The organism is Variovorax sp. GW821-FHT09D04 (assembly GCF_059416405.1).
In genome coordinates, this window is sequence record NZ_JBWKPA010000010.1 from 185760 (window position 1) to 211700 (window position 25941).

Consider the following 25941-nt stretch of genomic DNA (forward strand, 5'->3'; position numbering starts at 1 on the left):
CGCGATGACGCTCACCAAGGCTGCATTGATCGTCGGCGCGGGCGACGCCACCGGCGGCGCCATCGCCCGCCGCTTCGCACGCGAGGGCTACGCCACCTGCGTCACGCGGCGCAGCCTCGACAAGCTGCAGCCGCTGGTGGCGCAGATCGAGGCCGACGGCGGCCGGGCCCACGCCTTCGCCTGCGATGCACGCAAGGAAGAAGAAGTGGTGGCGCTCATCGAGCAGATCGAATCGACCGTCGGGCCGATCGAGGTGATGGTGTTCAACATCGGCGCGAACGTGCCCGAGAGCATCCTCACCGAAACCGCGCGCAAGTACTTCAAGGTATGGGAGATGGCCTGCTTCTCGGGCTTCCTCAACGGCCGCGAAGTAGCGAAGCGCATGGTGGCGCGCGAGATGCCGGCCGGTGGCCATCGCGGCACGATCATCTTCACCGGCGCGACGGCCTCGCTGCGCGGCGCCGCCAACTTCGGCGCCTTCTCGGGCGCCAAGATGGCGCTGCGCGCGTTGGCCCAATCGATGGCACGCGAGCTGGGGCCGCAGGGCATCCACGTCGCGCACGTCGTGGTCGACGGCGCCATCGACACCGAGTTCATCCGCAGCAACTTCCCCGAGCGCTATGCGCTGAAGGACAGCGACGGCATCCTGAACCCGGACCACATCGCCGACAGCTACTGGATGCTGCATGCGCAGCCGCGCGATGCGTGGACGCACGAGCTGGACCTGCGCCCCTGGTCCGAGAAGTTCTGACCAGCGCCGCGCTACGCATCGCATCGCGGCGCACAGCCCCAAGGAGACGACACCCATGACGAAATCCGTCGCGTTCTATTTCGACGTCGGCAGCCCCGCCGCCTACCTGGCCGCCACGCAGCTGCCGCACGTGTGCGCCGACACCGGCGCCGAGCTGGTCTGGAAGCCCATGCTGCTGGGCGGCGTGTTCCAGGCCACGGGCAACCATTCGCCCGCCGAGATCAAGGCCAAGGGCCCGTACCTCACGACCGACCTGCAGCGCTTCGCGAAGCGCTACGGCGTGCCTTTCGTGCACAACCCGCACTTCCCGATCAACACGCTGCTGCTGATGCGCGGCGCCACCGGCGTGCAGATGAAGATGCCCGAACGCTTCGGTGCCTACATCGACGCGGTGTTCCATGCGATGTGGGTCGAGCCGAAGAACCTGAACGACCCCGCGACCGTTGGCGCCGTCTTGCAGAATGCAGGCTTCGACGCCGCGGGCCTGCTCGCGCTGGCCGGCGCGCAGGAAGTGAAAGACCGCCTCAAGGCGGTCACGCAGGAGGCGGTGGAGCGCGGCGTGTTCGGCGCCCCCACCATGTTCGTCGGCGACCAGATGTTCTGGGGCCAGGACCGCCTCGATTTCGTCCGCGAAGCCATCGACGCTTGAGCGCGTCGCCCCCCGTTTTACCTACCCAAGGATCTTTCCATGAGCGACATCCTCGTCCACACCGAAGCCGGCGTGATGACCATCACCTTCAACCGCGTCGACAAGAAGAACTCGATCACCAGCAGCATGTACGCCGCGCTGGCCGACGCGCTCGCCACGGCCGAGAGCGAAGCCGCCGTGCGCTGCGTGCTGATCCAGGGCGACCCGACGATCTTCAGCGCCGGCAACGACATCGGCGACTTCCTCAACGGCCCGGCCTCCACGCAGGAATCGCCGGTGTTCCGCTTCCTGCGCGGCATCGCCACCTTCCCCAAGCCCATCGTCGCCGCCGTGTGCGGCCCGGCCGTGGGCATCGGCACCACGATGCTGTTCCACTGCGACCTCGTCTACGCAGGCGACAACGCGGCGTTCTCGATGCCCTTCGTCAACCTGGGCCTGTGCCCCGAGGCCGCGTCGAGCCTGCTGGTGCCGCAGATGCTGGGCTACCACCGCGCCGCCGAAGCCCTGCTGCTGGGCGAGCCCTTCATGGCCGAGGCTGCGCTCGAAGTGGGCCTGGTCAACCGCGTGGTGCCGCCGACCGAAGCCAACGGCATCGCGCAGACGCAGGCGCGCAAGCTCGCGGCCAAGCCGCTGAGCGCGCTGATCGAGACCAAGCGCCTGCTGAAGAAGGCGCAGATGCCCGCCGTGCTCGAGCGCATGGGCGAAGAAGGTGCGAGCTTCGGCCGCATGCTGCGCGAGCCGGCCGCGAAGGAAGCGTTCGGTGCGTTCATGGAGAAGCGCAAGCCCGATTTCTCGAAGGTCTAAGCCTTCCGTGGACTTGCCTGCGGACGGTGCCTGCGTACACTGTTCTTCGTGCTTGCTCCAGACATCAACCCGCCCACAGCGCCCGCCACGCGGGCGATGCGTGCTGCTGAAAAAGTAGCATTCGGGCCGACGCGCCGGCATGCTTTGGGCTTACTCGCGGGCACGCTCGCAGCGCCCTCGCTGGTGCTGGCGCGCGTGCGGCCGTTGCGCATCGGGGTCATCGGCTCATGGTCGGGGCCCTATGCGGGCGGCGGGCGCCAGTTCGACGCCGGCATGGCGGTCTGGCTGGCCGACCACAAGCAGCAGATCGCGGGCCGGCCGGTCGAGCTGCTGCGCCGCGACGTGCCCGGCAGCGCGCCCGAGCAGGCACGGCGCCAGGCGCAGGACCTCATCGAGAGCGAGCGCGTCGACCTGCTCACGGGGCTGGACTTCAGCTCCAACGCCTACGCCGTCGGCACCGTCGCCACGCAGGCGCGCGTGCCGACCGTGATCATGAATGCCGCTTCCTCGGGCATCCCCGGGCGCTCGCCGTTCATGGTGCGGGTGTCGTTCACCATCGCGCAGGTCACGGCGCCGCTGGCGCGCTGGGCGCTGCAGCAGGGGCTGCGCGACGTGTGCACCGTGGTGGCCGACTACGCCTCGGGCGTCGACGCCGAAAGCGCCTTCGTCTCCGGCATCACCGCGGGCGGCGGGCGCGTGGGCGCGATGCTGCGCGTGCCGCTGAACACGCTCGACTATTCGGCCTACATGCTGCGCCTGCGCGAGCTCAAGCCGCAGGCCGTGTTCTTCTTCCTGCCGTCGGGCCAGATGCCGGCCATCTTCCTGAAGTTCTGGCGCGATCGCGGCATGGCCGATACCGGCATCCGCCTGCTCGCCACGGGCGACGCCACCGACGACCACTACCTGGACGGCATCGGCGAACTGGCCGAGGGGCTGGTCACCAGCCACCACTATTCCTTTGCCCACGAGTCGCCGGCCAACCGGCGTTTCGCGGGCGCCTTCGAGACCGAGTACGGCAGCCACCTGCGCCCGGGCTACTTCGCCGTGGCGGCGCACGACGGGCTCGCGGCCATCGACGCCGCATTGAGCGCGCCGGGCGCGCGCGGCGGCAAGGCGGGCGCCGAGCGGCTGGTGGATGCGTTCCGCGGCCTGCGGCTGGACAGCCCGCGCGGGCCGGTCGAGATCGACGCCCACACGCGCGACGTGGTGCAGTCGGTCTACATCCGCCGCGTGGAGCGGCGCGACGCGCGCTGGATCAACCGCGAGTTCGAGTGCTTCGAGCGCGTGCGCGACGCCGGCATGGGCGTCGCCTGAAGGCGGCTCAGGCCGCCGGCTGTTCGATGGGGCGGGGGCGGCCGTTGTCGTCGATGGCCACGTAGGTGAAGGTGGCCTGCGTCACCTTGATGTACTCGCCCTGCGCCCGGAAGCGCTCGGCGAACACCTCGACCGTCACCGTGATGGAGGTGCGGCCCACGCGCACCAGCTTCGAATAGAACGAGAGGATGTCGCCCAGCCGCACCGGCTGCTTGAAGATGAACTCGTTGACCGCCACGGTGGCCTGGCGGCCCTTGGCGTAGCGCGCCGGGATCACCGAGCCGGCCAGGTCGCACTGCGCCATGACCCAGCCGCCGAAGATGTCGCCGTTGGCGTTGCAGTCGGCCGGCATCGGGATGACCTTGAGCACCAGCTCCATGTCGGTGGGCAGGCTCTTGAGGGTGGCGGCGGCGGCCGCTGCGGCGGAAGCGGCACTGGAAGGGGAGGACATGGGCACAATCTGAAGCAACAACAACACCCACGATTGTCCCCCATGCGCCGAAGCGGCGAAGCCCTTTCCTCCTCTCCCCATGCGCCCGGCGGCCATCCGCCTGCGCGCTCCGACCGTTCCGACTGGGCGACCCTGCGCCGCCTGTTTCCCTACCTCTGGCAGTACAAATGGCGGGTGATCGCCGCGCTCGGCTTCATGATCGCGGCCAAGGTGGCGAACGTGGGCGTGCCGGTGCTGCTCAAGAACCTCGTCGACACGATGACGCCCAAGCCCGACATGGCGCAGGCGCTGCTCGTCGTGCCGATGGCGCTGCTGGTGGCCTACGGGCTGCTGCGCTTTTCGACATCGCTCTTCAACGAGCTGCGCGAGCTGATCTTCGCCAAGGCCACTGAGGGCGCGGCGCGCAGCATCGCGCTGCAGGTGTTCGGCCACCTGCATGCGCTGAGCCTGCGCTTTCACCTGGAGCGCCAGACCGGCGGCATGACGCGCGACATCGAGCGCGGCACGCGCGGCGTGCATTCGCTCATCTCGATGTCGCTGTACAGCATCGTGCCCACCATCATCGAGCTGACGCTGGTGCTGACCATCCTGGGCGTGAAGTTCGACGCGCTGTTCGTGTGGATCACGGGCGCGGCGCTGGTGCTGTACATCGTCTTCACGGTCACCGTGACCGAGTGGCGCACGCAGTTCCGCAAGACCATGAACGAGCTCGACTCCATGGCGCAAAGCCGCGCGGTCGATTCGCTGCTGAACTACGAGACCGTCAAGTACTTCAACAACGAGGAGTTCGAGGCCAAGCGCTACGACGCCAGCCTCGACCGCTACCGCAAGGCCGCCATCAAGAGCCAGCGCACGCTGAGCATGCTCAACACCGGCCAGCAGCTGCTGATCGCCGTGAGCCTGGTGCTGATGCTGTGGCGCGCCACCTCGGGCGTGGTCGAAGGGCGCATGACGCTGGGCGACCTGGTGATGGTCAACGCCTTCATGATCCAACTCTACATTCCGCTCAACTTCCTGGGCGTGATCTACCGCGAGATCAAGCAGAGCCTGACCGACCTGGACAAGATGTTCGTGCTGATGGAGAAGGAGCGCGAGGTGCGCGACACGCCCGGTGCGCAGCCGCTGGCGGGCGTCGATTCCAGCATCCGCTTCGAGGACGTGAGCTTCGCCTACGAATCCGACCGCCCGATCCTCAAGCACGTGAGCTTCGAGATTCCCGCCGGCAAGACGGTGGCCGTGGTCGGCCCCTCGGGCTCGGGCAAATCCACACTGGCGCGCCTCCTGTACCGCTTCTACGACGTGCAGCAGGGCCGCATCACCATCGGCGGCGAAGACATCCGCGCCGTGCAGCAGGCCAGCGTGCGCCGCGCCATCGGCATCGTGCCGCAGGACACGGTGCTGTTCAACGACACGGTCGAATACAACATCGCCTACGGCCGCCCTGGCGCCACGCGCGACGAGGTCGAAGGGGCGGCGCGTGCCGCGCGCATCCACGACTTCATCGCCGCCACGCCCAAGGGCTACGAGACGACGGTGGGCGAGCGCGGCCTGAAGCTCTCGGGCGGCGAGAAGCAGCGCGTGGCCATCGCGCGCACGCTGCTGAAGAACCCGCCGATCGTGATCTTCGACGAGGCCACCTCGGCGCTCGACTCGGCCAACGAGCGCGCGATCCAGTCCGAGCTGCGCAGCGCCGCGCAGGGCAAGACCACGCTGGTCATCGCGCACCGCCTCTCGACCGTGGTCGAGGCGCACGAGATCCTGGTGCTCGAATCGGGCGTGATCGTCGAGCGCGGCACGCATGCCGATCTGCTGGCCCAGCAGGGCCGCTATGCCCAGATGTGGGCTTTGCAGAAGAGCGAAGCAGTGCCGATGCTCTAGCCCGATCATTCACCCCTTCTTTCTTTTCACCGATCCCAGGAGTTCAGACGTGTCGACCAAGATTCCCCTGCTGGTGCTCAACAGCCTCTCGAGCGCCCACCAGGCCCAGATTGCCAAGGTCTACGACATGACCTACGCCTTCGGCGACGCGCAGCGCGCCGCCGCCATCGCCGAGCACGGCCCCAAGTTCCGCGCGGTGCTGACCATCGGCGTCATCGGCCTCACGCCCGCCGAGGTCGACGCCATGCCGGCGCTCGAGCTGGTCTGCTGCATGGGCGCGGGCTACGAAGGCGTGCCGCTCGAGGTCACGCGTGCACGCGGCATCGCCACCGCCAACGGCGCGGGCACCAACGACGACTGCGTCGCCGACCACGCCTTCGGCCTGCTGATCAGCATCGTGCGCGAGTTCCGCACGCTCGACCGGCTGTGCCGCGAAGGCGTGTGGCGCGAAGCCATTCCGCAGCCGCCGAACGTGTCGGGCAAGAAGCTCGGCATCCTGGGGCTGGGCACCATCGGCCAGAAGATCGCCAAGCGCGCCGCCGCCTTCGACATGGCCATCGGCTATCACAACCGCAAGCCGCGCGAAGGCGCCACGCACCGCTACTTCGACGACCTGAAGTCGCTCGCCACCTGGGCCGACTTCCTGGTGCTGGCCGCGCCGGGCGGGCCTGCCACGAAGCACCTGGTCAACGCCGAAGTGCTCGACGCGCTGGGGCCGCAGGGCTATCTCGTGAGCATCGGCCGCGGCAGCGTGGTCGACACCGAGGCGCTGGCGAAGGCGCTGCGCGAACACCGCATCGCGGGCGCGGGCCTGGACGTGTACGAGAGCGAACCCAAACGCCCCGAGCCGCTCATCGGCCTGGACAACGTGCTGCTCACGCCGCACATGGCGGGCTGGTCGCCCGAGGCCACGCAGAAGTCGGTGGACCACTTCCTCGCGAACGCCGAAGGGCACTTTGCGGGGCGCGGCGTGCTCACGCCGATCTGATCAGATCTGATCAGGACAAGGCCGGCGGGCGCCGCGCCGCCCAGCCGCAGGCCTGGTCGTAGGCATGGCCCAGCCGCAGCACGTCGAGGTCGGCATGGATCGGCCCCGCCAGCTGCAGCCCCATCGGCAGCCCGCCGTCGCCGAAGCCCGCGCGCACATTGAGCGTGGGCAGGCCCGCCAGCGTGAAGGGCGTGACGATCTCCATCCAGCGGTGGTAGGTGTCGCTCTTCACGCCGTTCACCTCGGTCGGCCAGTGCAGCTCGGCATCGAAGGGGAACACCTGCGCGGTCGGCGCGACCACGAAGTCGAAGCGCTCGAAGAGCTTCAGGAACGCGCGGTACACGTTCGATCGGTAGTGCGAGGCCTGGTACAGCGAGGCGGCGTCCAGGTGCCGACTTTGCTCGATTTCCCATTGCGCCTCGGGCTTGAGCTGCGCGAACAGCTTCGGGTCGCTCAGGTAGGCGCCGAGCTTGCCGCCCACCAGCAGTTGGCGCAGACGCAGCCAGGCGCTCCAGTTGTGCTCGCGCGGCACGTCGAGCGTGCAGGGCTCGACCTCGCAGCCGATGGTGCGGAAGGTGTCGAGCGCCTGCTCGCCGAGTTCGCGCACGCCCGGCGCCAGCGGCAGTTCGGGCCAGAGGCTGCCGAGCCAGCCGATGCGCAGGCCGCGACCGTCGCCGTCCAGCTGCAGGTCATCGGGCGAGGGCAGGGCGTGCGGCGACGACAGCGGCACGCGCGTGTCGAAACCCGCCTGCACGGCCAGCAGGCGGGCCGTGTCTTCCACGGTGCGGCCCATCGGGCCCTCGCAGCCCAGCTGCTGGAAGAAGAGCTCCTGCTCGGGGTCGCCGGGCACGCGGCCGCGCGAGGGGCGCAGGCCGATCACGTTGTTGAAGGCGGCGGGGTTGCGCAGCGATCCCATCATGTCGCTGCCGTCGGCCACGGGCAGCATGCCCAGGGCCAGCGCCACGGCCGCGCCGCCGCTGCTGCCGCCCGCGCTGCGATCGGGCGCGTAGGCGTTGCGCGTGATGCCGAACACCGTGTTGTAAGTGTGCGAGCCGAGCCCGAACTCGGGCGTGTTGGTCTTGCCGATGACGACGGCGCCGGCCGCGCGCATCCGCGCCACATGCAGGCTGTCGGTGCGCGCGGGCGAGCGCGGCGACAGCGGCGAGCCCATCGAGGTCGGCAGGCCGGCGGCGTGGCTCAGGTCTTTCACGGCCAGCGGAAAGCCGTGCATCCAGCCGCGCCGCTCGCCGCGCGCCAGCTCGGCGTCGCGTTCGTCGGCCTCGGTCAGCAGCTGGGCCGGATCGCGCAGGGAGACGATGGCGTTGAACTGCGGGTTGAGCGCGTCGATGCGGGCGAGCGACGCCTGCATCACCTCGCGGCAGGACACGTCGCGGGCCGCGATCTTGCGCGAAAGTTCGGTGGCGCTGAGGTCAGGCAGGTCGTCGAAAGGCATGGCGCATGCGGGAAAAGGAGGGGGCGCCCAGTATGGCGCGGCGCTCGCATAATCGCCGCGTATGGAAACAAAGTGGCTCGAAGACTTCATCAGCTTGGCGGAAACCCGCAGCTTCAGCCGCTCGGCCCAGTTGAGGCACGTGACGCAGCCGGCGTTCTCGCGGCGCATCCAGGCGCTCGAGGGATGGGCCGGCACCGACCTGGTCGACCGCAGCTCCTACCCCACGCGCCTCACGCCCGCGGGCCAGACGCTGTACAGCCAGGCCATCGAGATGCTGCAGTCGCTGCAGAGCACGCGCGCCATGCTGCGCGGCCACTCGGCCGCCGGGCAGGACGTGATCGAGATCGCCGTGCCGCACACGCTGGCCTTCACCTTCTTTCCCTCGTGGGTCACCAGCCTGCGCGAGCACTTCGGGCCGATCAAGAGCCGGCTCATCGCGCTCAACGTGCATGACGCGGTGCTGCGGCTGGTCGAGGGCAGCTGCGACCTGCTGATCGCCTACCACCACCCCTCGCAGCCGCTGCAGCTCGATGCCAACAAGTACGAGATGGTCAGCCTGGGCGAGGAAACCGTGGCCCCCTGGGTCAAGGCCGATGCCGAGGGCGCGCCGCGCTACCGGCTGCCGGGCCGACCGGGCCAGCCGCTGCCCTACCTGGGCTACGCGCCGGGCGCCTACCTCGGGCGCGTGGTCGACCAGTTGCTCAAGGAGTCGGGCACCGCCATCCACCTGGACCGCGTCTACGAGACCGACATGGCCGAAGGCCTGAAGGTGATGGCGCTCGAAGGCCACGGCATCGCCTTCCTGCCGCAAAGCGCGGTGCGCAAGGAGATCAAGGCGCGCAAATTGGTGAGCGCGCTGCCGCCCGAGATCGACAGCCTCGAGGCCAAGATGGAAATCCGCGCCTACCGCGAGCGGCCCACCGCGCCGGTCCCGGTGAAGGGCGGCGCCGGCCGTTCGGCGGCCCGGGCCGGGCTGTCGGAAAGCATGCAGCCCAAGCGCACGGCCGACGCGCTCTGGTCGTACCTGGTCGGGACCCAGCCGCCGCACTGAACGAGCGTGAACGGCGGGCAGATTTGTGCACTGCACAATCTATAAGCACCACGCATACGGCCCCCCGCAATCAGCATTGGCGGCCCGGCCACGGCACCACTACAGTCGCGGCAGTTTTTTTCGGCCGTTGCACGCCGGGGATCGCCGGTCGCTGCTTGCGCCACGCACAGCCGCCCGAATGCCGGGCACAAAGGCTGCTTAGTGAAAGTCGGACAATGCGAAATGTCTGGATTGCACCAGGCTGGCGCCCCGATGGGCGCGGCCGGTGCGAGGCGGGCGGCGATGCCCGTGGAATGCACCGGGTTGGTCCGGGTATCCCGCAAAATGCGAGTGTCTAGAATTTCGTTCTATTTGTTTCAGTCACCCTCAGGAGCTTTTCGTATGAAAAAACAAGTATTGGCATTGGCTGTCGCAGCGCTCGCCACCAGCGGCGCCTTTGCACAGGCCAATGACACCCTGGCCAAGATCAAGGCCTCGGGCACCATCACCGAAGGCGTGCGTGAGTCCTCCGGCCTTTCGTACACGCTCGGCAATGGCCAGTACACCGGCTTCCACTACGACGTCTGCGCCAACATCATCAAGGACCTGGAGAAGGCCGCCGGCAAGAAGCTCGAAGTCAAGTACCAGCCCGTGACTTCGCAGAACCGCATCCCCCTCGTGCAGAACGGCACCGTGGACATCGAGTGCGGCTCCACCACCAACAACGCCACCCGCCAGAAGGACGTGGCTTTCGGCGTGACCACCTACGTCGAAGAAACCAAGATCGTCGTCAAGGCCAACTCGGGCATCAACTCGCTGGCCGACCTGAAGGACAAGACGGTCGCCACCACCACCGGCACCACGCCGCTGCAGACCGTGCGCAAGCAAAAGCGCGCCGAGAACCTGACCTTCAAGGAGGTCTACGGCAAGGACCACTCCGACAGCTTCCTGCTGCTGGAAACCGGCCGTGCCGACGCCTTCGTGATGGACGGCTCGATCCTGGCTGCCCTGGCCGCCAAGTCGAAGTCGCCCAAGGACTACAAGATCCTGAACGACGTGCTGGCCGTGGAACCCATCGCCATCATGATCCGCAAGGACGACCCGGCCTTCAAGAAGGCCGTGGACGACAGCATCAAGGCTCAGGCCAAGTCGGGCGAACTCGCCAAGCTGTATGACAAGTGGTTCCTCAAGCCGATTCCCCCGGCCAACGTGACCATCAACCTGCCGCTGGGCGAAGCCACCAAGAACGCGTGGGCCAACCCGAACGACAAGCCCGCCGAAGAGTACGTCACCAAGGAATAAGCGCGCGTCGCTGCGTGAATGGACGCCCACCTTTCGCGGTGGGCGTTTCTTTTCAAGGGACGGTTTTTCGAAAAGAAGCTGAAGGAGTAAACACACATGGGAAACTGGGATTGGCAGGTCTTCCTGCAAGACCCCGGGGGGGAATATCCGAGCTACCTGCAATGGATGCTCTCGGCCTGGGGCTGGACCGTGTCGGTCGCGCTGCTGGCGCTGATCGTCGCGCTGGTGCTGGGCTCGCTGATCGGCATCATTCGCACGCTGCCCGACAGTCCGTGGCTCGTGCGCTTCGGCAATGCATGGGTGGAGCTCTTTCGCAACATCCCGCTGCTGGTGCAGATCTTCCTCTGGTACCACGTGATTCCGGCGCTGGTTCCCGTGATGAAGGGCGTGCCGAGCTTCATCCTCGTGGTGCTGGCGCTGGGCTTCTTCACCTCGGCGCGTATCGCCGAGCAGGTGCGCTCCGGCATCCAGGCGCTGCCCAAGGGCCAGCGCTATGCGGGCATGGCGGTGGGCTTCACCACCGCGCAGTACTACCGCTACGTGATCCTGCCGATGGCGTATCGCATCATCATCCCGCCGCTCACGAGCGAGACGATGAACATCTTCAAGAATTCGTCCGTCGCGTTCGCCGTGTCGGTCACCGAACTCACCATGTTCGCCATGCAGGCGCAGGAAGAAACCTCGCGCGGCATCGAGGTCTACCTGGCGGTGACGGCGTGCTACGTGGTGTCGGCCCTGGCCATCAACCGGCTCATGGCGTACATCGAGAAGAAGACCCGCGTGCCGGGCTTCATCGTCTCGGCCAGCGCTGGTGGCGGAGGACACTGACATGATGAATCTCGACCTGTCCTTCTACAACTGGGACGTCATCAGCAACTTCGTCATCAAGGGCTTCTACTTCAGCATCATGCTGACGGTGGTGGCCACGATCGGCGGCGTGATCTTCGGCACGATCCTGGCGCTCATGCGCCTGTCGGGCAAGAAGTGGCTCGATGCGCCCGCGGCGCTGTACGTCAACGGCATGCGAAGCATCCCGCTGGTGATGGTGATCCTGTGGTTCTTCCTCTTGGTGCCGGCGTCGTTCTATTCGCTGTTCGGTTCGCTCGGCTCGAACTACCGCTCGGAAATCTCGGCGGTGATCACCTTCGTGGCGTTCGAAGCGGCGTACTTCAGCGAGATCATGCGTGCGGGCATCCAGTCGATCCCGCGCGGCCAGGTGAACGCGGGCCAGGCCGTGGGCATGACCTACGGCCAGAACATGCGTCTCGTGGTGCTGCCGCAGGCCTTCCGCAACATGCTGCCGGTGCTGCTCACGCAGACCATCATCCTGTTCCAGGACACCTCGCTGGTCTACGCCATCGGTGCCTACGACATGCTCAAGGGCTTTGAAACGGCGGGCAAGAACTTCGGCCGTCCGATCGAGGCCTACCTGCTGGCGGCAGTCGTGTACTTCGCCATGTGCTACGCCCTTTCCTGGCTGGTGAAACGCCTGCACAAGAAAATCGCCATCATTCGCTGATTGAGTGGCTGAACTGAACCGGAGAGAAACAAATGTCCGAAAAAATGATTGAAATCAAGAACGTCTCCAAGTGGTACGGCCCGGTGCAGGTGCTCAACGACTGCTCGGTGAACATCTCCAAGGGCGACGTGGTCGTGGTGTGCGGCCCGTCGGGTTCCGGCAAGTCCACGCTCATCAAGACCGTGAACGCGCTCGAGCCCTTCCAGAAGGGCGAGATCACCGTCAACGGCATTCCGCTGCACGACCCCAAGACCAACCTGCCCAAGCTGCGCTCCAAGGTCGGCATGGTGTTCCAGCACTTCGAGCTGTTCCCGCACCTGTCGGTGACCGAGAACCTCACGATCGCGCAGATCAAGGTGCTGGGCCGCACGCCCGACGAAGCCAAGACCCGAGGCCTCAAGATGCTCGACCGCGTGGGCCTGATGGCGCACAAGGACAAGTTCCCCGGCCAGCTGTCGGGCGGCCAGCAGCAGCGCGTGGCGATCGCCCGTGCGCTGTCGATGGACCCGATCGTGATGCTGTTCGACGAACCCACCTCGGCGCTCGACCCCGAGATGGTCGGCGAAGTGCTCGACGTGATGGTGAGCCTGGCCAAGGAAGGCATGACCATGATGGTGGTCACGCACGAAATGGCCTTCGCCCGCAAGGTCGCGAGCCGCGTGATCTTCATCGACGTGGGCGGCAAGATCCTCGAGGACTGCCCGAAGGACGAATTCTTCAATCATCCGGAGAACCGTCAGCCGCGCACCAAGGACTTCCTGAACAAGATCCTGCAGCACTGATCCGCTGCGACGCTCCAAACAAAAAGCCACGCTGTCCGCAGCGTGGCTTTTTTCATGGGGCTTGGTTGAAGGGTTGGAGGCTCAGGGCAGCCGCGCGATGTGCTCCGTCAGCAGGTCGAAGAACCCCTGCGCATCGCCGTCGATAACCCAGTGCACGTTGGCAGGCCGCTTCAGGCTGCCGTGCCAGTCGGCCACGGTCTGGCCGAAGCCCATGCCTTCGCGGCTGTCGATCTCGACGTGGATGCGGCGGCCCTGGAACAGGTCGGGGCGCAGCAGGTAGGCCGTCACGGTCGCGTCGTGCACCGGGCCGCCGGGCATGCCGTAGTGGGCCATCTCCTGCGGCGCGTAGGCGTCGAGGATGTCGGCGACGATCGCGCCGGCGCGGTTGCCCAGTTGGCGCAGCCGTGCGATGCGCGCGTCGCTCGTGAGGATCTTGTGCGTCACGTCCAGCGGCAGCATCGTGATCGGCACCCCGCTCTTGAGTACCGCCTCGGCCGCATGCGGGTCGGCGAACACGTTGAACTCCGCCACCGGCGTGATGTTGCCGCCGTTGAAGTGCGCGCCTGCCATGAGCACCAGCTCGCGCAGGCCGCGCACGATGTCGGGCGCCTGCTCGAGCGCCAGTGCGAGGTTGGTCTGCGGGCCGAGCATGGCGAGTGTCACGCTGTGCTCGGGCGCGGCGCGCAGCGTGCGAACGAGGTAGTCGACGGCGCCGCCCTCGGCCAGCGGCACGGCGGGCTCGTGCACGGCCACGCCCGTGAGGCCTTCTCGGCCGTGGATGTTGGCGGCGTAGATGGGCGTGCGCTGCAGGGGGCGCTCGGCGCCTGCGTAGACCGGAAGCTCCGGCCGCCCGGCCCATTCGCAGGCCAGGCGCGCGTTGCGCGAGGTCTTGGCCAGGGGAACATTGCCCGCCACCGTGGTCAGCGCCTGAATCGCCAGCGATTCGGGCGCCGCCAGGGCGAACAGCAGCGCGATCACGTCGTCCGCGCCGGGGTCCGTGTCGATGATCAGGGTGTGCATGGCGACATTGTCATGCCGCCCCGATCCACCGACGGCAACGCGCGGCTTACTTCGCGCGCGCGGCGATGGCCTTCTCGGCCTTGGCCACCAGGTCGACGCCGACGGTCGACTTCCACTTGTCGTACACCGGGCGCGTGGCCTTCACGAAGGCGTCGCGCTCGGCCGGCGTGAGGTTGGTCACCGTCACGCCCATGGCCGCGATGTCCTTCAGCACGGGCTTGTCGGCCTCGACCAGGCCCTTGCGCGCGATGGCGATTTCCTGCTTGCCGGCGTCGAGCGCGGCCTGGCGCACGATGGCCTGGTCGGCTGGCGTCCACGAGGCCCAGATTTCCTTGTTCACGACGAACACCAGCGGGTCGGCCACGTAGCCCCAGGTGGTGACGAACTTCTGGCCCACCGTGTGCATCTTGAGCACGGTGAACAGGAACAGCGGGTTCTCCTGGCCGTCGACCGCGCCGCTGGCGAGCGCGGGCTGCGCGTCGGCCCAGCTCATCTGCGTGGGGTTGGCGCCCAGCGCGGTGAGCATGTCGGAGTAGATGGGCGAGCCCACCACGCGGATCTTCATGCCCTTGATGTCGGCCGGCGACTTGATGGGCTTCTTCGAGTTGGTGATTTCGCGGAAGCCGTTCTCGCCCCAGGCGAGCGGCACCACGCCGGCCTTGTCGAGCGTCTTGAACATGTCCTTGCCCACCTCGCCCTGCGTGAGCGCGTCGATGGCCGCGTAGTCGGGCATCAGGAAGGGCATGGAGAACAGGTTGAGCTGCTTCACTTGCGGCGACCAGTTGATGGTCGAGCCCACGGCCATGTCGATCACGCCCTGGCGCAGCGCGCTGAACTCGCGCGTCTGGTCGCCCTGGATCAGCGACACGCCCGGGTACAGCTTGATGTTGATGCGGCCCTGGGTGCGTTCCTTCACGAGGTCGGCCCAGATCTTGCCGGCCTGGCCCCACGGCGTGGGCGGGCCCAGCACCAGCGACATCTTGTACTCGGGCTTGTAGGTGGCCTGCGCCATCGCGCCGGTCGAGAACAGGCCGAGCGTGGCGGCGACGGCGGCAAGGCCCAGCAGGGTGCGGCGGAATTTCATGAGAGAGGTCTCCTCTTGGTCTGTCGATGGATCGAAAAAATCAGTAGCCCAGCTTGCGCGGCAGCCAGAGCGCGAGTTCGGGGAAGGCGATCACCAGCACCATCACCACGAACATCGAGAACAGCATCCAGCCCACCCACTGCACGGTTTCTTCCATGCGCACCTTGGCGATGCGGCACGAGACCATGAGGTTGACCGCCAGCGGCGGCGTGAACTGGCCCAGCGCCACCTTCAGCGTGAGGATCACGCCGAACCACACCGGGTCCCACTTGTAGTGCTGCACGATGGGCAGCAGCAGCGGCACGAAGATCAGGAAGATCGACACGCCGTCCAGGAACATGCCCACCGTGATCAGCAGCAGGATCAGCAATGCCAGGATGCCGTACTCGCCCAGCCCCGAATTCACGATGGCGCGCGTGACCGGATCGATGACGCCCAGCGTCGAGAGCGAGTACGCGAAGATCCCCGCCAGCGACACCACCAGCAGGATCACCGCCGACAGCTCGCCCGACTCGCGCAAGATCACGAACAGGTCGCGCACCTTGATCGTCCGGTGGATGCACATGCCCACGAACAGGCCGTAGAACACGGCGACCACGGCCGCCTCGGTCGGCGTGAACCAGCCCGCGCGCATGCCGCCCAGGATGAGCACCGGCGCCGCCAGGCCCCAGATCGCTTCGCGAAAACTCTTCCAGAACGGCGGGCGCGGCAGCGTCGATTCGAGCGCGCCCATCTTGTGCTTGCGCGCCAGCCACACGGCCGGAATCATCAGCGCCAGGCCGGCCATCACGCCGGGGATCATGCCGGCCGCGAACAGCGCCGGCACCGAGGCGCCGGGCACCAGCACCGAGTACACGATGAACGCGACCGAGGGCGGAATCAGGATGTCGGTGGCCGCCGCGGCGCCCACCACGCTGGCCGAGTAGGCGGCCGGATAGCCGGCGCGGCTCATGGCCGCGATCATCACCGCGCCCACGGCGGCGGCGTTGGCCGGGCCCGATCCCGAGATGCCGCCCAGGAACATCGCCACCGCAATCGCCACCAGCGGCAGCATGCCGGGGCCGCGGCCCACGATGGCGATGGCGAAGTTGACCAGCCTCAGCGCCACGCCCGAGCGGTCGAAGATGGAGCCGACCAGCACGAACATCGGAATGGCCAGCAGTGGGTACTTGCCCAGGCCGGCGTAGAAGTTCTGCGGCACGGCCAGCAGGCCGAACCACTGGGCGTCGGCGTTGGCCAGCGCGATGCAGGCCGCGCCCGCCAGGCCGAGCGCGGCGCCGATGGGCACGCCCACCAGCATCATGAGCACGAAGGCGACGAAGAGCAGGGTGGCGATCACTTGGCGTCGCCCTTCTTGCTGTTGTTGTCGTCAGACTTGTAGTTCGTCTTGCGGCCACGGCGGATCATCAGGCCGATGGCACGCCCCGCGATCGCGAACGACACGATGGGCAGCCAGATCGAATACCACCAGGCGGGCAGGCCGATGCCGGGCGTGGTTTCCTCGAAGCGGTAGTCGTCCCACACCATGCGGATGCTGAGCGCGCCGATCAGCGCGAACAGGATGGCGATCATCAGCGCGCCGAATTGGGCCAGGCGCTTGCGCCGCGCCATGGAGCCGCTTTCCGAGAAGTACTCGATGCGGATGTGCCGGTCGCGCGCCACCGCGGCCGAGCCGGCCACCAGCGCCAGCATGATCATGAGGAACACCGAGAACTCTTCCGTCCACGCGAACGACGAGTCGGTGAAGTAGCGCACGATGACGTTGGCAAACGTGATGAGCGCCAGCGCGCCCATGATGAGGACCGTGAGCCAGTCTTCGATGGCGAGGGGAACCTTGGTGGGTTCGTCGGCGGCTTCGATGTCGGGGGGGAGGGGACTGGCGGCGTCCAGCGTGGGGCCGGACTCGGGAGGAGTTGTCATCGCAGAAAGGGCAGCTGAGGCAGGCGCCAGGTCACCGGGCGGACGCCGGGACGCGATCCGTACACCTTGACAGGCGAGCAGCGCTCGATGCTAGGGGGTCAATGACCATTCATATATCGGGGGTTTCCTTAGCTGTGGCGGCTGGTTGACTGCCTCTTCGCGGCCTTTGTTCGGGGCGCTGTTGTCGGGGGCGCGTGCACAGGTCACCGGGTACTCCCCTCCGCGAATGTCCCCCGGCCTGCGGCCTCCTCCTTGATTTCGCTGCGGGGAGCACCCGATGCCCTGCGCACGATGGGTGCGGCTGTGGCGTTGGCGGTTCGACCGCTATGGTGGATGGCGGATGGATGTGCGGGGGCGTACTGCTGAGCTTTCGCCAGAGACGGACGAGGGACAAGCAGAAGTCCGAAGGACTGGTGTCGGTCGTGGTCGACATTGGCATGACTGCGTTCAATGTTCGCGTCAGACTGCGAGCTGTCTTTCAGTCACGACGTCTGACCGTCGCCTTCAGGCCCATTGCTGAAGTTAACCTGCCGCCAACAGAACCCTCGAAGGCTTCTGGAGCCCCTCATAATCAAAACTTGCCCCCGCTTGTTCGAGATATCGACCTTTCGTCATGGATAAATTCTTGCTGCAACAGCAGGTGCTGGAACGGCTCGCCGAAGATCTGCTGCAAGCCGAACAGGCAGTGCGGGCAGCCCATGAAACGGCGACGCACGAAGAGAACATCGCCGAAAACAAATACGACACATTGGGACTCGAAGCCGCCTACCTGGCCACCGGCCAAGCTCGGCGCGCCGAAGCCATACGCCAGGCGATGGCCAATTGGCGCCAATTCCGCCCGCGTCCCTACGACGCCAGCATAGGAATACGGCTCGGCGCGCTGGTCTGCCTGGTCGATTCCGACGACAAGCAGCAACAGCTCTTTCTCGGCCCGGATGGGGGCAGCATGACGTTGGTCAGCGGCACTCAGCTTGTTCAGGTCATCAGCAGCGAAGCCCCTTTGGGTAGGGCAATGCTGGGCAAATGCGAGGGTGATGAGGTGTCGATACAGGTCGCGCCAATCCGACAGCAGTTTGAGGTGCTGCGGGTTCTTTAAGCCGCGACTGGACAGAAGCGGCACGCGTGACGTTGAGAGTCAGTCGAAGGCGGCGGCCTCGACCTGCATGGACGCAAACTAGGGTCTCGACGAACGTTGTTCGAAGATGGGCTCCGATTTCCCAGTTGTAGATTTCAGCTGCGCGTTGGCGAGATCTCCAAGACTCCTGATAGCCCCTTCCAAGCGCGGGTCGCCGAGATACCCGTAGTTGATGCGCAGGTGCCGGGTGTATCGGCGGTCGGCTGAAAACAAATGGCCCGGCGCTACGCCTATGCCGAGCCGAAGAGCGTCCTGGTGCAGTGCGAGCGAGTCGATACCTTCTGGCAGCGCGAGCCACAGGAAATAGCCACCCTCGGGGCGCGTGACCCGCGTTCCAGTTGGAAAGTATCGATCGATAAATCGCAAGCATGCAGCCTGCTGGCGGCTGAGCGAATGCCGCAGGGCGCGCAGGTGACGATCGAAACTCTTGTGTTGCAGGTACTCCTGCAACGCCAGTTGCGAGGGGAGTGCCGTCGCCAGCGAGCTCATCAACTTGTTGCGACCCAAAGTGGCTGCAAAGCGACCGCCCGCTACCCAACCGATGCGATATCCGGGTGCCAGGGATTTCGAGAAAGAACTGCAGTGCAGCACCCAGCCATCCCGGTCCCAGGCCTTGGCTGGTGGCGGTCTCCGAGCCCCATGCGCGAGCTCGCCGTACACGTCGTCTTCGATCAGCGGTATGGCGCGGGCGGTGAGCATGCTGACCAGTTGCTCTTTGGCTGCGTCGCTCATGGTGCAGCCCATTGGATTCTGGAAGGTCGGCATGAACCAGCAGGCCTTCACCGGATGCTGGTCGATCACGCGAGCAAGAGAGTCGAGATCTACGCCTGTACGCGGGTGGGTCTCAACCTCGACCGCGCGAAGACCGCGCCGCTCCAGTGCCTGCAACGCACCGTAAAAGGTTGGCGTTTCGATCGCCACGACGTCGCCTGGCTGCGTCACCGATTCGAGCGCAAGATTGAGTGCTTCCATCGCCCCGCTGGTGATGACCAGTTCAGACGCCGGAACATCCATCCCGACGCTGCCGTAGCGGAGGGAGATCTGATGGCGCAATTGGGCGTTTCCTGGTGACAAATCTTCGACGGTCTGCCAAGGATCCATCCGCTTGAGCGCTCGCGTCAGGCCGGCGGCAAGTTGTTCGAAGGGAAACAGTTCTGGCGACGGAAAGGCCGAGCCGAGCGGGACCATATCGCGCTCGCGAGCCTGTGCAAGGACCTGAAAGACAAGCGACGAGACGTCGACCGACATGGACCGCAGGACAGGCTCGCTGGCGGCGAGTTCGTTGGCCGGCATTTCCGCGCCCGCTCGAACGAAGTATCCCGACCGCTGCCGAGCTTCGACAAGCCCTTGCGCCTCCAGCAGGTAGTAAGCAGAGAACACGGTGGACGCACTGATGCCCATTTGCGACTTCAGTTCGCGCACGGAGGGAAGGCGATCGTTCGCCTTCAGGCTACCCGCGCGAATACGCTGAGCGATGTTGTCGGCAAGCTTCTCGTAGCGGTTCATGGGCATCTCTTTCTGATACGGTCGTTCTGGACCGCTTCAGAGATTGTCATATCAGACGTCGACCCGCCCCGGCGCGACTACCGGCCTCCTTGCATCTGATACGAAGATTTTCAGTTGATCTGGTTCTGTACGTATCAGCCTGGAAGATGAACACTCGACAGCACGATGAGAGTGCTTCTGTGGTGCAGGCAGACTGCTCCGCCTTTCGACCCATGTCTTGCGTGCCTTTCGACGCGCCTTGCGGACGCCCATTTAGCTCACCGCAACCGTTTCGTTAGATTGATTGATTGATTGAATTTCCGTTTCTTCATCGGTCTATTGAGCTACTCGCCGCACTCGGGCACTTCGCCGTCTTTCACCATTGATATCCCTTCAATCATGAATTCAATCCCTATCTCTTTTGTTATTTTCAAGGTTCTCGTGCTCAGCGTGGGCATGTATTTAGCCGTCAAGTGGCATTACGAACGGGGGCAGAAGGACAAGAATCAGAAGACAGCTGCAGTGGTACTGACATCCATCAAGGTGGGCGGGGCGTTCGTCGCTTCTGCGTTCCTCGTGCTCTTCCTCACCTTTGAATTTTGCAATTGGATGGGTCTGGACCTGGCCATGCAGTGATTGGAAGTTTTCGGTCGATAGCCCGGATACGGTGCGACTAACGGCACGACCCTTTCAGAGACGGACATCGACACGATGGCGCGGTATTTGGCTGGCATGCCGACGTGCAAGGCGAGCTCGCCGATGGCAAAGTTCTCGCCCAGAATTCATGTCAAGTGATCGCCCGGCTGCATCGTCTCTGCTCCTGCGCCAACCTGCGTTGGTGCCGGGCATCAGGCCGGTTACCTTCTTGCCAGCAGCCTTGAGGCGGCGCCGGAACTCGATCTGGCCATCTTCGATTTTCATATTCGATGAGCCCGCCGAGTGGCTGCTTGTGGCCGCAACGAGCCCTGGTCATCGACCTCAACAATCTGAGGCCCCAATCGACTGAGCTCGTTCCGCTGACCCTCGGTGAAGGTGCGTCGCGCGAGCACAAGTGACTGCAACCCGGTGATGCCTGCCAATGCCGCGATGGTCGCTATGGAGAGCCGCGAGGCGTCGAGCGCAATTTGCTGGATGCCTCGCAGACCGCAAAGCGGAATGACCTTATCGTCCGCCAAAGATACATCCATAAGAGTGACCGCAAAGACCTCCGCGTCCCACACGTAGCCGCCACCGACGGCTTCCACGCCGTCGAGAATCGACTGATTGGCTTGGCTTTCTTCAGGCGTCATTTTCGGTTCACTGTATTGAAGGCGGCGGGAAGCAGGCGCGCCCCGTCTGGAAAGCTGAGAGGCGCCGACGAACTTCCGCTCTTGGCCGACTGTGGCCGGTCGCCTTGCTATCGCAAAGGGCGCTGCTCTCGACAATTTCGCGCGATCATGAAAGCTGGAGCTGGAATGGATTGACACACCCCCCGAGGCAATGGAAAAGGCCCATTTAGGATGTGTGAATCCTCGTCCCTCCATCAAAAAATCCTACGGATTTCGGCTGGGGCCCAGTGTCGATTCGTGTATTTCATTGTGAATATGGGCCCTTCGATAATCCGGAGACGCACAACGTGCGTCTGATGAGTTCGCGCACGTGAGATTAACTAAAAGGAAACAACGCTTGTGGAGCAACATCGCTTTGGGCCTATGCCGCCACCGTACCTCCAGGTTTCGCGCGAAGGCCGTGTGCAGCACTTGGCCGAACACAGCGGCACCTGCCGCGGTGCAGTCCTGCGCATTGCATACAACGGAATCGATGGCTTTCATGCCGGGATGGCAGCCAAGCAGTACGGCCACGCGTGTCCTGGCATCGAGGACACGGGGTGGGGCACGCGTGAGGTGACAGTTCGGCATTCCTTCGGGAATCGGTTGACGTTTGCCAACGCAGTGAGCACGTGACGGGCCGTCCGAATGCCCCGAACCGCCGACGGCCGTGGCTACAGTCGATGGCAGCCCTCGCCGTCGCGACCTTGATCGGCTGGGGGTGCCTTGTTGGAGCGATCGAAGTGGTGGAAAGCGTGCGCACCGGGGTGCTCAACAACCGCAAAGGACCTGACATCCTTGCCGTCGAGCAGCCTGTCCTTTACTGGGCCCTGATCAGCTTCTACGCGGCGGCAACCCTGACCGCCGCCGGCTTGGCGCTTTTGGTGATGGCCATTGCCGTGCGCGATCTGATCAGTGCAAGAGGCCCTGAGCGATGAATGCGTCGTCTACGCGCTTGGCGACCTGCGTGCGCGTTGCCGAGGTGTAAAAGTGGCGCGATCTTTCCTATGCCGACTGGAGCGCGAGATTCCGGCTTGAAGATGGCCCGCGGACCTCGAAGGGTCGAGGTGGCGACGCCGAATGACTGCTTCTGTCCGAAGCCGGGCTTCCGCTGATTCACAGAAAGATGGTGTGAGGCTGCAGTTTCACTCCTTCTTGCATACGCACTCACAAAGAGTTGACGACTTGTCCGTTCGCTGTGATTTGTCAGTGCGCCGAGAGCAGATACTTCATGCCCTGCGTAAAGCCACGCGGCGCGACGGTGAGATGGTCCTCGTCGTTCAGGACTGCTGACTTCAGCTTCAAGCTTGGGTACTTTCTGCTCTGTAGCACCGTCTCCAGCACCTGGTTGTCGGCAACCATGTCTACCGTCTGGTTGTAGCGCCGAACACCTTTGCGCAGCGCCTCATAGGCGCCGACATAAAGATAGACATTCGCCGTCAGGTCCCGATTCTGTTTGGCGTAGCTCGCTTCGAGCTTCAAGGCATGTCGCTTGTCGTACCAGAGAGATGGGCTGCCGAGGATATAGCCGTTGAACAAGCCGGGCTCGGTGAAAAGGATCTGCATCCCAAGCAGGGCGCCGTAGGAGTGACCGAGAAAGATTGCTCTGGCCGGGTCGGCCCGGTAGCGAGCGGCGATGAACGGCTTTACCTGGTTGCGCAGATATTCTTGATAGGCGCGCGCCTGACCGTGGACCGCATTGGCAGGCGCGGTGCTTGGGCCGTTCGGTGTCGGTGTGTAGTCGCGCTGGCGGCTGACCGCCCCGTCCTCGCCCTTTGCGTAAGACAGGCCGACGAGGATGAATTCCTCGATCTGAGGCCCTTCAACGTTCAGGCGGCGCCCCAACTGCCGGACGATCGGGAAAGCGTAGTCGGCGTCAGTCACATACAGCACGGGGTAGCGCTGCCGCGGCTGCTTCGCATAGGACGGCGGCAAAGCAATGAAGACTTGGTAGCCTCGGCCTGAAACCGGATCGGGCACGTCCCATACCTCGCTGTCGACAATCTCGTAAGGCCGCCCCTCGCCGGGCTGCACCTTGGGCGTCGTTTGGGCCTGGGCGCGTGCCGGATCGCCAGAGAGGCCGAAGCTGGCGATGAGGGCAACCAGCAAGGCATTCAGAAAACGTTGTTGCATGTGATGAGGTCTTCGCAGATCGGGGGAAATTCTGGTGCAGACCGAGAGGATGGCTTTCGTTCGACACCTGTCCCACGAGACAGGCCTGCACGCCTGGCTATCTCGCAAATGCACAACCATTCATTTCATTTGCATCTTTTACTCAGAGCAAATCAGCCGGCGCATCATGCCTTGTGCATGTCGTATTGATGCACTTTGGGTCTCGGCTCGACCCACCCGGCCGCTCCGGTATCCAACTACTTCAATTGGAGACCCAAATGAAAAAATTCATTCCCAGCGCCATCGCCAGCCTCCTGATCGCCGGGGCAATCTTGCCGGCCGCCGCCAAGGAGAAAGTCGTCGACCGGAGCATCACGGAAGCGGAAGTCCTGGGGGCCCAGCAGGCCTGGTGCAAGGCGCTGGTCGACATCAGCGCTGCGAATTCCAGCGGAGGGCAGCCGGCCGCCAGGGCGCTGGCCGAGAAGGTCATCGACAGCGCCTACGCCTACCAGCTGGGCGCAGTGCTGTTCAAGCCGACGCTCACGACATCGCCGCAGACCTTCCGCACCGCTCGCGACGGCGCGCTGGCGTACTTCGTGGGCGGCAACCCTGCCTTTCCCAACGACACCGGCTTCGCCCTGAAGGGCTGGACCAAATGCGAGATTGCCAACAGTGCCGTGCTCATCCACGGCGACGTGGCCAGCACGCTGGGTAACGTGCTGTTCACTGACCCGGACGGCAAGGTCACCACGGTCGACAAGACCTGGACTTTCGTGAAGGACGGTGCCGGCAAGCTGCGCATCGTCGTGCATCACTCGTCGCTGCCGTACGCTGGCCGTTGAACACCGCGTTCGAGTGCCGACAGGCCCAGGCTCTAGGGCGGCGCCTTCAAGGGGCCTTCATCTGGTGATGAAGGCCCCTCGGAGGAGCGTCATTGGTGGCTCAAAGGCGCGAATCGGTGGCAGCACGCCGTCGTAGCGCTCGACCTGCACCGTAGTGAGTTGCCCCGCGCAACCCTGCGCCAGCGATGAGGTGCCGATGTCGCGCGTCAACACATTGGGGTTGCCGTGCACGCTTGCACTTCGAGCGGCAGTGGCCGGAGTGACTGAACGCCTGTCTGTCTTGGGTCAGTAGGCACCCATGTAGTCGCGCTTGCCGATCTCCATACCGTTGTGGCGCAAGATGGCATAGGTGGTGGTCACGTGGAAGAAAAACTGCGGCAGTCCATAGTGCAGAAGGTATGCGCCTGCGGTCAGCTTCTTTTCCTTGGGGGTGCCGGGGCGCAACACGATCTCGCGGCTCTCGCTTGAATCGAATTGCTCAGGCTTGAAGGAGCCGATATGGGCCAGAGCTTTGGCGATCAACGCTTGCAGGTCGGCGAAGCTGACCTCAGTGTCGGGCCAGGACGGCACCTCGGCGCCTGCCAGGCGGGAGGCAATGCCCTTGGAGAAGTCTGCGGCGATCTGTACCTGACGTACCAGCGGAAACATGTCAGGGAACAGCCGCGCCTGCAGCAGCGCATTGGGATCGATATTTTTCTGCGTCGCCTGGTCTTCGGCCTTCTTGAGCACGTCGGACAGGGCGCGCAGCATCTGCTGCATGACGGGAACGGAGGCGTTGTACAGCGGGCTGGTCATGGTGAGTTCACTTCTAAAATTTTGGGCACGATGGCCGGAGTTGGCGTGGCAGAGGCCCTGCCGACCATGCAAGGCTAACAGCACAGGGCGAACTGAATCGCCCCGGCTTTTGTGGCCAGCTTTTCTTCCCGCTGGTGGTCGGAGCCGCCGCGTTGAAGGGCAGCTCACTGGCAAGAAGCGGACGTCAATTGCAGACGCACGACAGACCGCGATCGCTGCAAAGCCGTCGGTCGACCTCTCGCATCGAAGGACCGCATCGGGCCCTAAGCGGCCGTTGCCCGGGCGAGAAAGCAGACGTTCAGAACCCCTGGGCGCCCAGCGCCTAACCGTTGTAGATGTAGAAGACCTTCTGCAGGCTTGGAGCAACTATCAATATTCCGGTGCGCTCGTGCGAGAGGAAGCTCCCGTCATTGGCGAGTGCATCGTTGATTTGCTGTCTGACCGTTGGGTCGATGTCAATGCCAAAACCATAGCGATTCAAATAGTCCGCTACGTCAAACGAAAAGACGCTGTTGGCGTGAGCGTCGGAGCCTTCCAACTGGGCAGGGGTCGTTTGCCAAGAGTGAGCTCTGCCAAGTCCGTTGGCGAGCGTCTCCGGCGGCAAGTCCTGCAGATAGCGAATTCCTTGATTCTGAATGGCTGTTGCGGTGGGGACTGGCAGGGCATATGCGATGACACCTGTCTCATTGCCTCCCGGACCGAAGCCCCAGGAGTCCTCCTTCGCATATCGAACCCCAGTCACACCCAGCCCCGTGGGAACAAAGCCGAGTCTGTGCCTTTCCCGCGCAAGACCAGCAACAAAGTATGCGCAGGCACCCAGCATCGCAATGGTGCCGACGCAGATGGTCAACCTTCTCGCGGTCGACTTGAGCGTGTTTAGGGGCATTCGGAATCGGAAGAGCTGCGTTCTATGCCTACGTTAGCGGCGGAGCGCTGAGGTTGTGCGAAGTCAGTGTGAAGACTCGATGGAAGTCGGCTCCTGACCGAACACGGGCATGGCGGTTTCTAGGATGTCGGGGCGCCGGTTCCATCGATAACCTCTGCTGATGCCCCCAATTCTCGAAGAGAGAGCACGAGCTGATGTGCTTCCGCGTCAGGAACCTCGACTCGCTGACGTTCATCGCGGAGCACTCCGTCGGTAATGGCCTTGGCTTTCGCCAATCCCACGCCGGTTGCAGCTCGCAAGGTCGTTGTGCAGGAGACCTTCAGAAAACCAGGTCGCCATCCGGTGATTTCAATGATTGCCATCGTCAGAAGGTATTCGCGTTGAGGGTCTCGTCGAATGACTGGTTTTGGCCGACTGTAGCCGCCTACAGCCGA

Annotated in this window: 29 protein-coding genes; 16 read left to right on the top strand and 13 right to left on the bottom strand. The window is 64.8% G+C overall.

Translation table 11 applies throughout. The features are described 5' to 3' along the window. Positions 1-4 precede the first annotated feature (4 nt). The 4 genes from AC07O4_RS25920 (at position 5) to AC07O4_RS25935 (ending at position 3518) form a co-directional block, all read left to right on the top strand. Complete coding sequence (locus AC07O4_RS25920) at positions 5-751, top strand: SDR family oxidoreductase (RefSeq protein ID WP_354346766.1); 747 nt, start codon at positions 5-7, stop codon at positions 749-751. Between the two features lie 55 nt (positions 752-806). Further along, on the top strand, positions 807-1400 hold the full coding sequence (locus tag AC07O4_RS25925; protein WP_070060211.1) for a 2-hydroxychromene-2-carboxylate isomerase: 594 nt from the start codon (positions 807-809) through the stop codon (positions 1398-1400). Between the two features lie 39 nt (positions 1401-1439). Next, entirely contained in the window at positions 1440-2204 is a 765-nt protein-coding gene (locus tag AC07O4_RS25930; protein ID WP_070060210.1) for an enoyl-CoA hydratase, read from the top strand. Positions 2205-2399: 195 nt separating this feature from the next. Then, complete coding sequence (locus tag AC07O4_RS25935) at positions 2400-3518, top strand: ABC transporter substrate-binding protein (protein ID WP_139701560.1); 1119 nt, start codon at positions 2400-2402, stop codon at positions 3516-3518. A 7-nt stretch (positions 3519-3525) separates the two neighbouring features. Here the strand turns inward: AC07O4_RS25935 and AC07O4_RS25940 are convergent, their stop codons facing one another. Continuing rightward, positions 3526-3969 (bottom strand): acyl-CoA thioesterase, encoded by a 444-nt coding sequence (locus tag AC07O4_RS25940; protein ID WP_070060209.1) that lies wholly within the window; start codon positions 3967-3969, stop codon positions 3526-3528. Positions 3970-4011: 42 nt separating this feature from the next. Between AC07O4_RS25940 and AC07O4_RS25945 the strand changes: the two genes are divergently transcribed. Further along, a complete protein-coding gene (locus AC07O4_RS25945) occupies positions 4012-5847 on the top strand; it encodes an ABCB family ABC transporter ATP-binding protein/permease (RefSeq protein WP_495306024.1) in 1836 nt (611 codons plus the stop codon). A gap of 49 nt (positions 5848-5896) precedes the next feature. After that, positions 5897-6835 (top strand): 2-hydroxyacid dehydrogenase, encoded by a 939-nt coding sequence (locus tag AC07O4_RS25950; protein WP_495306025.1) that lies wholly within the window; start codon positions 5897-5899, stop codon positions 6833-6835. Positions 6836-6845: 10 nt separating this feature from the next. On the opposite strand, the gene AC07O4_RS25955 is transcribed toward AC07O4_RS25950, so the two are convergent. Beyond that, positions 6846-8288 carry an amidase gene (locus tag AC07O4_RS25955; RefSeq protein WP_495306026.1) on the bottom strand — a complete coding sequence of 481 codons (1443 nt, stop codon included), beginning with the start codon at positions 8286-8288 and terminating at the stop codon, positions 6846-6848. Positions 8289-8349: 61 nt separating this feature from the next. On the opposite strand from AC07O4_RS25955, the gene AC07O4_RS25960 reads away from it, so the two are divergent. From AC07O4_RS25960 to AC07O4_RS25980, 5 genes are all read left to right on the top strand, one after another. Next, complete coding sequence (locus AC07O4_RS25960; protein WP_492698163.1) at positions 8350-9339, top strand: LysR substrate-binding domain-containing protein; 990 nt, start codon at positions 8350-8352, stop codon at positions 9337-9339. A 381-nt stretch (positions 9340-9720) separates the two neighbouring features. Beyond that, positions 9721-10620, top strand: coding sequence for an amino acid ABC transporter substrate-binding protein (locus tag AC07O4_RS25965; protein ID WP_062471058.1), 900 nt, complete (start codon positions 9721-9723; stop codon positions 10618-10620). 96 nt (positions 10621-10716) lie between these two features. Further along, the gene (locus AC07O4_RS25970; RefSeq protein WP_307582881.1) at positions 10717-11448 is read left to right on the top strand and encodes an amino acid ABC transporter permease; all 732 of its coding nucleotides are present in this window, start codon (positions 10717-10719) and stop codon (positions 11446-11448) included. Between the two features lies 1 nt (position 11449). After that, positions 11450-12139 carry an amino acid ABC transporter permease gene (locus AC07O4_RS25975; protein WP_070060204.1) on the top strand — a complete coding sequence of 230 codons (690 nt, stop codon included), beginning with the start codon at positions 11450-11452 and terminating at the stop codon, positions 12137-12139. A 44-nt stretch (positions 12140-12183) separates the two neighbouring features. Further along, positions 12184-12921, top strand: a complete 738-nt coding sequence (locus AC07O4_RS25980; RefSeq protein WP_056576214.1) for an amino acid ABC transporter ATP-binding protein — start codon at positions 12184-12186, stop codon at positions 12919-12921. 81 nt (positions 12922-13002) lie between these two features. On the opposite strand, the gene AC07O4_RS25985 is transcribed toward AC07O4_RS25980, so the two are convergent. Genes AC07O4_RS25985 through AC07O4_RS26000 form a run of 4 tightly spaced genes read right to left on the bottom strand, consistent with a single transcriptional unit; the run spans position 13003 to position 16945 of the window. Continuing rightward, positions 13003-13941: a nucleoside hydrolase gene (locus AC07O4_RS25985; protein ID WP_495306027.1), complete on the bottom strand. Its 939-nt coding sequence runs from the start codon at positions 13939-13941 to the stop codon at positions 13003-13005. A gap of 46 nt (positions 13942-13987) precedes the next feature. Next, complete coding sequence (locus tag AC07O4_RS25990) at positions 13988-15025, bottom strand: DctP family TRAP transporter solute-binding subunit (protein WP_062471046.1); 1038 nt, start codon at positions 15023-15025, stop codon at positions 13988-13990. Positions 15026-15065: 40 nt separating this feature from the next. Beyond that, positions 15066-16364, bottom strand: coding sequence for a TRAP transporter large permease (locus AC07O4_RS25995; protein WP_307635951.1), 1299 nt, complete (start codon positions 16362-16364; stop codon positions 15066-15068). Then, positions 16361-16945, bottom strand: coding sequence for a TRAP transporter small permease (locus AC07O4_RS26000; RefSeq protein WP_495306028.1), 585 nt, complete (start codon positions 16943-16945; stop codon positions 16361-16363). Before AC07O4_RS26000 ends, AC07O4_RS25995 begins: the two co-directional genes overlap by 4 nt. Before the next feature lie 613 nt (positions 16946-17558). Here AC07O4_RS26000 and AC07O4_RS26005 point away from each other — a divergent pair. Then, a complete protein-coding gene (locus AC07O4_RS26005) occupies positions 17559-18041 on the top strand; it encodes a GreA/GreB family elongation factor (RefSeq protein ID WP_062471040.1) in 483 nt (160 codons plus the stop codon). Positions 18042-18119: 78 nt separating this feature from the next. Here AC07O4_RS26005 and AC07O4_RS26010 read toward each other — a convergent pair whose 3' ends face one another. After that, a complete protein-coding gene (locus AC07O4_RS26010; protein ID WP_495306029.1) occupies positions 18120-19586 on the bottom strand; it encodes an aminotransferase-like domain-containing protein in 1467 nt (488 codons plus the stop codon). Positions 19587-19877: 291 nt separating this feature from the next. Between AC07O4_RS26010 and AC07O4_RS26015 the strand changes: the two genes are divergently transcribed. Continuing rightward, positions 19878-20201, top strand: a complete 324-nt coding sequence (locus AC07O4_RS26015; protein WP_495264893.1) for a hypothetical protein — start codon at positions 19878-19880, stop codon at positions 20199-20201. A 281-nt stretch (positions 20202-20482) separates the two neighbouring features. Here AC07O4_RS26015 and AC07O4_RS26020 read toward each other — a convergent pair whose 3' ends face one another. Beyond that, complete coding sequence (locus tag AC07O4_RS26020) at positions 20483-20854, bottom strand: hypothetical protein (RefSeq protein ID WP_495264892.1); 372 nt, start codon at positions 20852-20854, stop codon at positions 20483-20485. Positions 20855-21232: 378 nt separating this feature from the next. Here AC07O4_RS26020 and AC07O4_RS26025 point away from each other — a divergent pair, with 378 nt between their 5' ends. Further along, positions 21233-21508, top strand: coding sequence for a glyoxalase superfamily protein (locus tag AC07O4_RS26025; RefSeq protein ID WP_495306030.1), 276 nt, complete (start codon positions 21233-21235; stop codon positions 21506-21508). A 47-nt stretch (positions 21509-21555) separates the two neighbouring features. Then, complete coding sequence (locus AC07O4_RS26030; protein WP_495306031.1) at positions 21556-21810, top strand: hypothetical protein; 255 nt, start codon at positions 21556-21558, stop codon at positions 21808-21810. A 268-nt stretch (positions 21811-22078) separates the two neighbouring features. Here the strand turns inward: AC07O4_RS26030 and AC07O4_RS26035 are convergent, their stop codons facing one another. After that, positions 22079-23005 (bottom strand): alpha/beta hydrolase, encoded by a 927-nt coding sequence (locus tag AC07O4_RS26035; RefSeq protein WP_495306032.1) that lies wholly within the window; start codon positions 23003-23005, stop codon positions 22079-22081. Between the two features lie 257 nt (positions 23006-23262). Between AC07O4_RS26035 and AC07O4_RS26040 the strand changes: the two genes are divergently transcribed. Further along, on the top strand, positions 23263-23826 hold the full coding sequence (locus tag AC07O4_RS26040) for a metal-independent carbonic anhydrase family protein (protein WP_139701440.1): 564 nt from the start codon (positions 23263-23265) through the stop codon (positions 23824-23826). Between the two features lie 57 nt (positions 23827-23883). On the opposite strand, the gene AC07O4_RS26045 is transcribed toward AC07O4_RS26040, so the two are convergent. The 4 genes from AC07O4_RS26045 to AC07O4_RS26060 form a co-directional block, all read right to left on the bottom strand. Next, the gene (locus tag AC07O4_RS26045) at positions 23884-24057 is read right to left on the bottom strand and encodes a hypothetical protein (protein WP_495306033.1); all 174 of its coding nucleotides are present in this window, start codon (positions 24055-24057) and stop codon (positions 23884-23886) included. 54 nt (positions 24058-24111) lie between these two features. Next, positions 24112-24621, bottom strand: coding sequence for a DUF1993 domain-containing protein (locus AC07O4_RS26050; protein ID WP_390346778.1), 510 nt, complete (start codon positions 24619-24621; stop codon positions 24112-24114). A gap of 322 nt (positions 24622-24943) precedes the next feature. Next, the gene (locus AC07O4_RS26055) at positions 24944-25471 is read right to left on the bottom strand and encodes a hypothetical protein (RefSeq protein WP_447741978.1); all 528 of its coding nucleotides are present in this window, start codon (positions 25469-25471) and stop codon (positions 24944-24946) included. A gap of 155 nt (positions 25472-25626) precedes the next feature. After that, a complete protein-coding gene (locus AC07O4_RS26060) occupies positions 25627-25869 on the bottom strand; it encodes a hypothetical protein (protein WP_495306034.1) in 243 nt (80 codons plus the stop codon). Between the last annotated feature and the right edge of the window lie 72 nt (positions 25870-25941).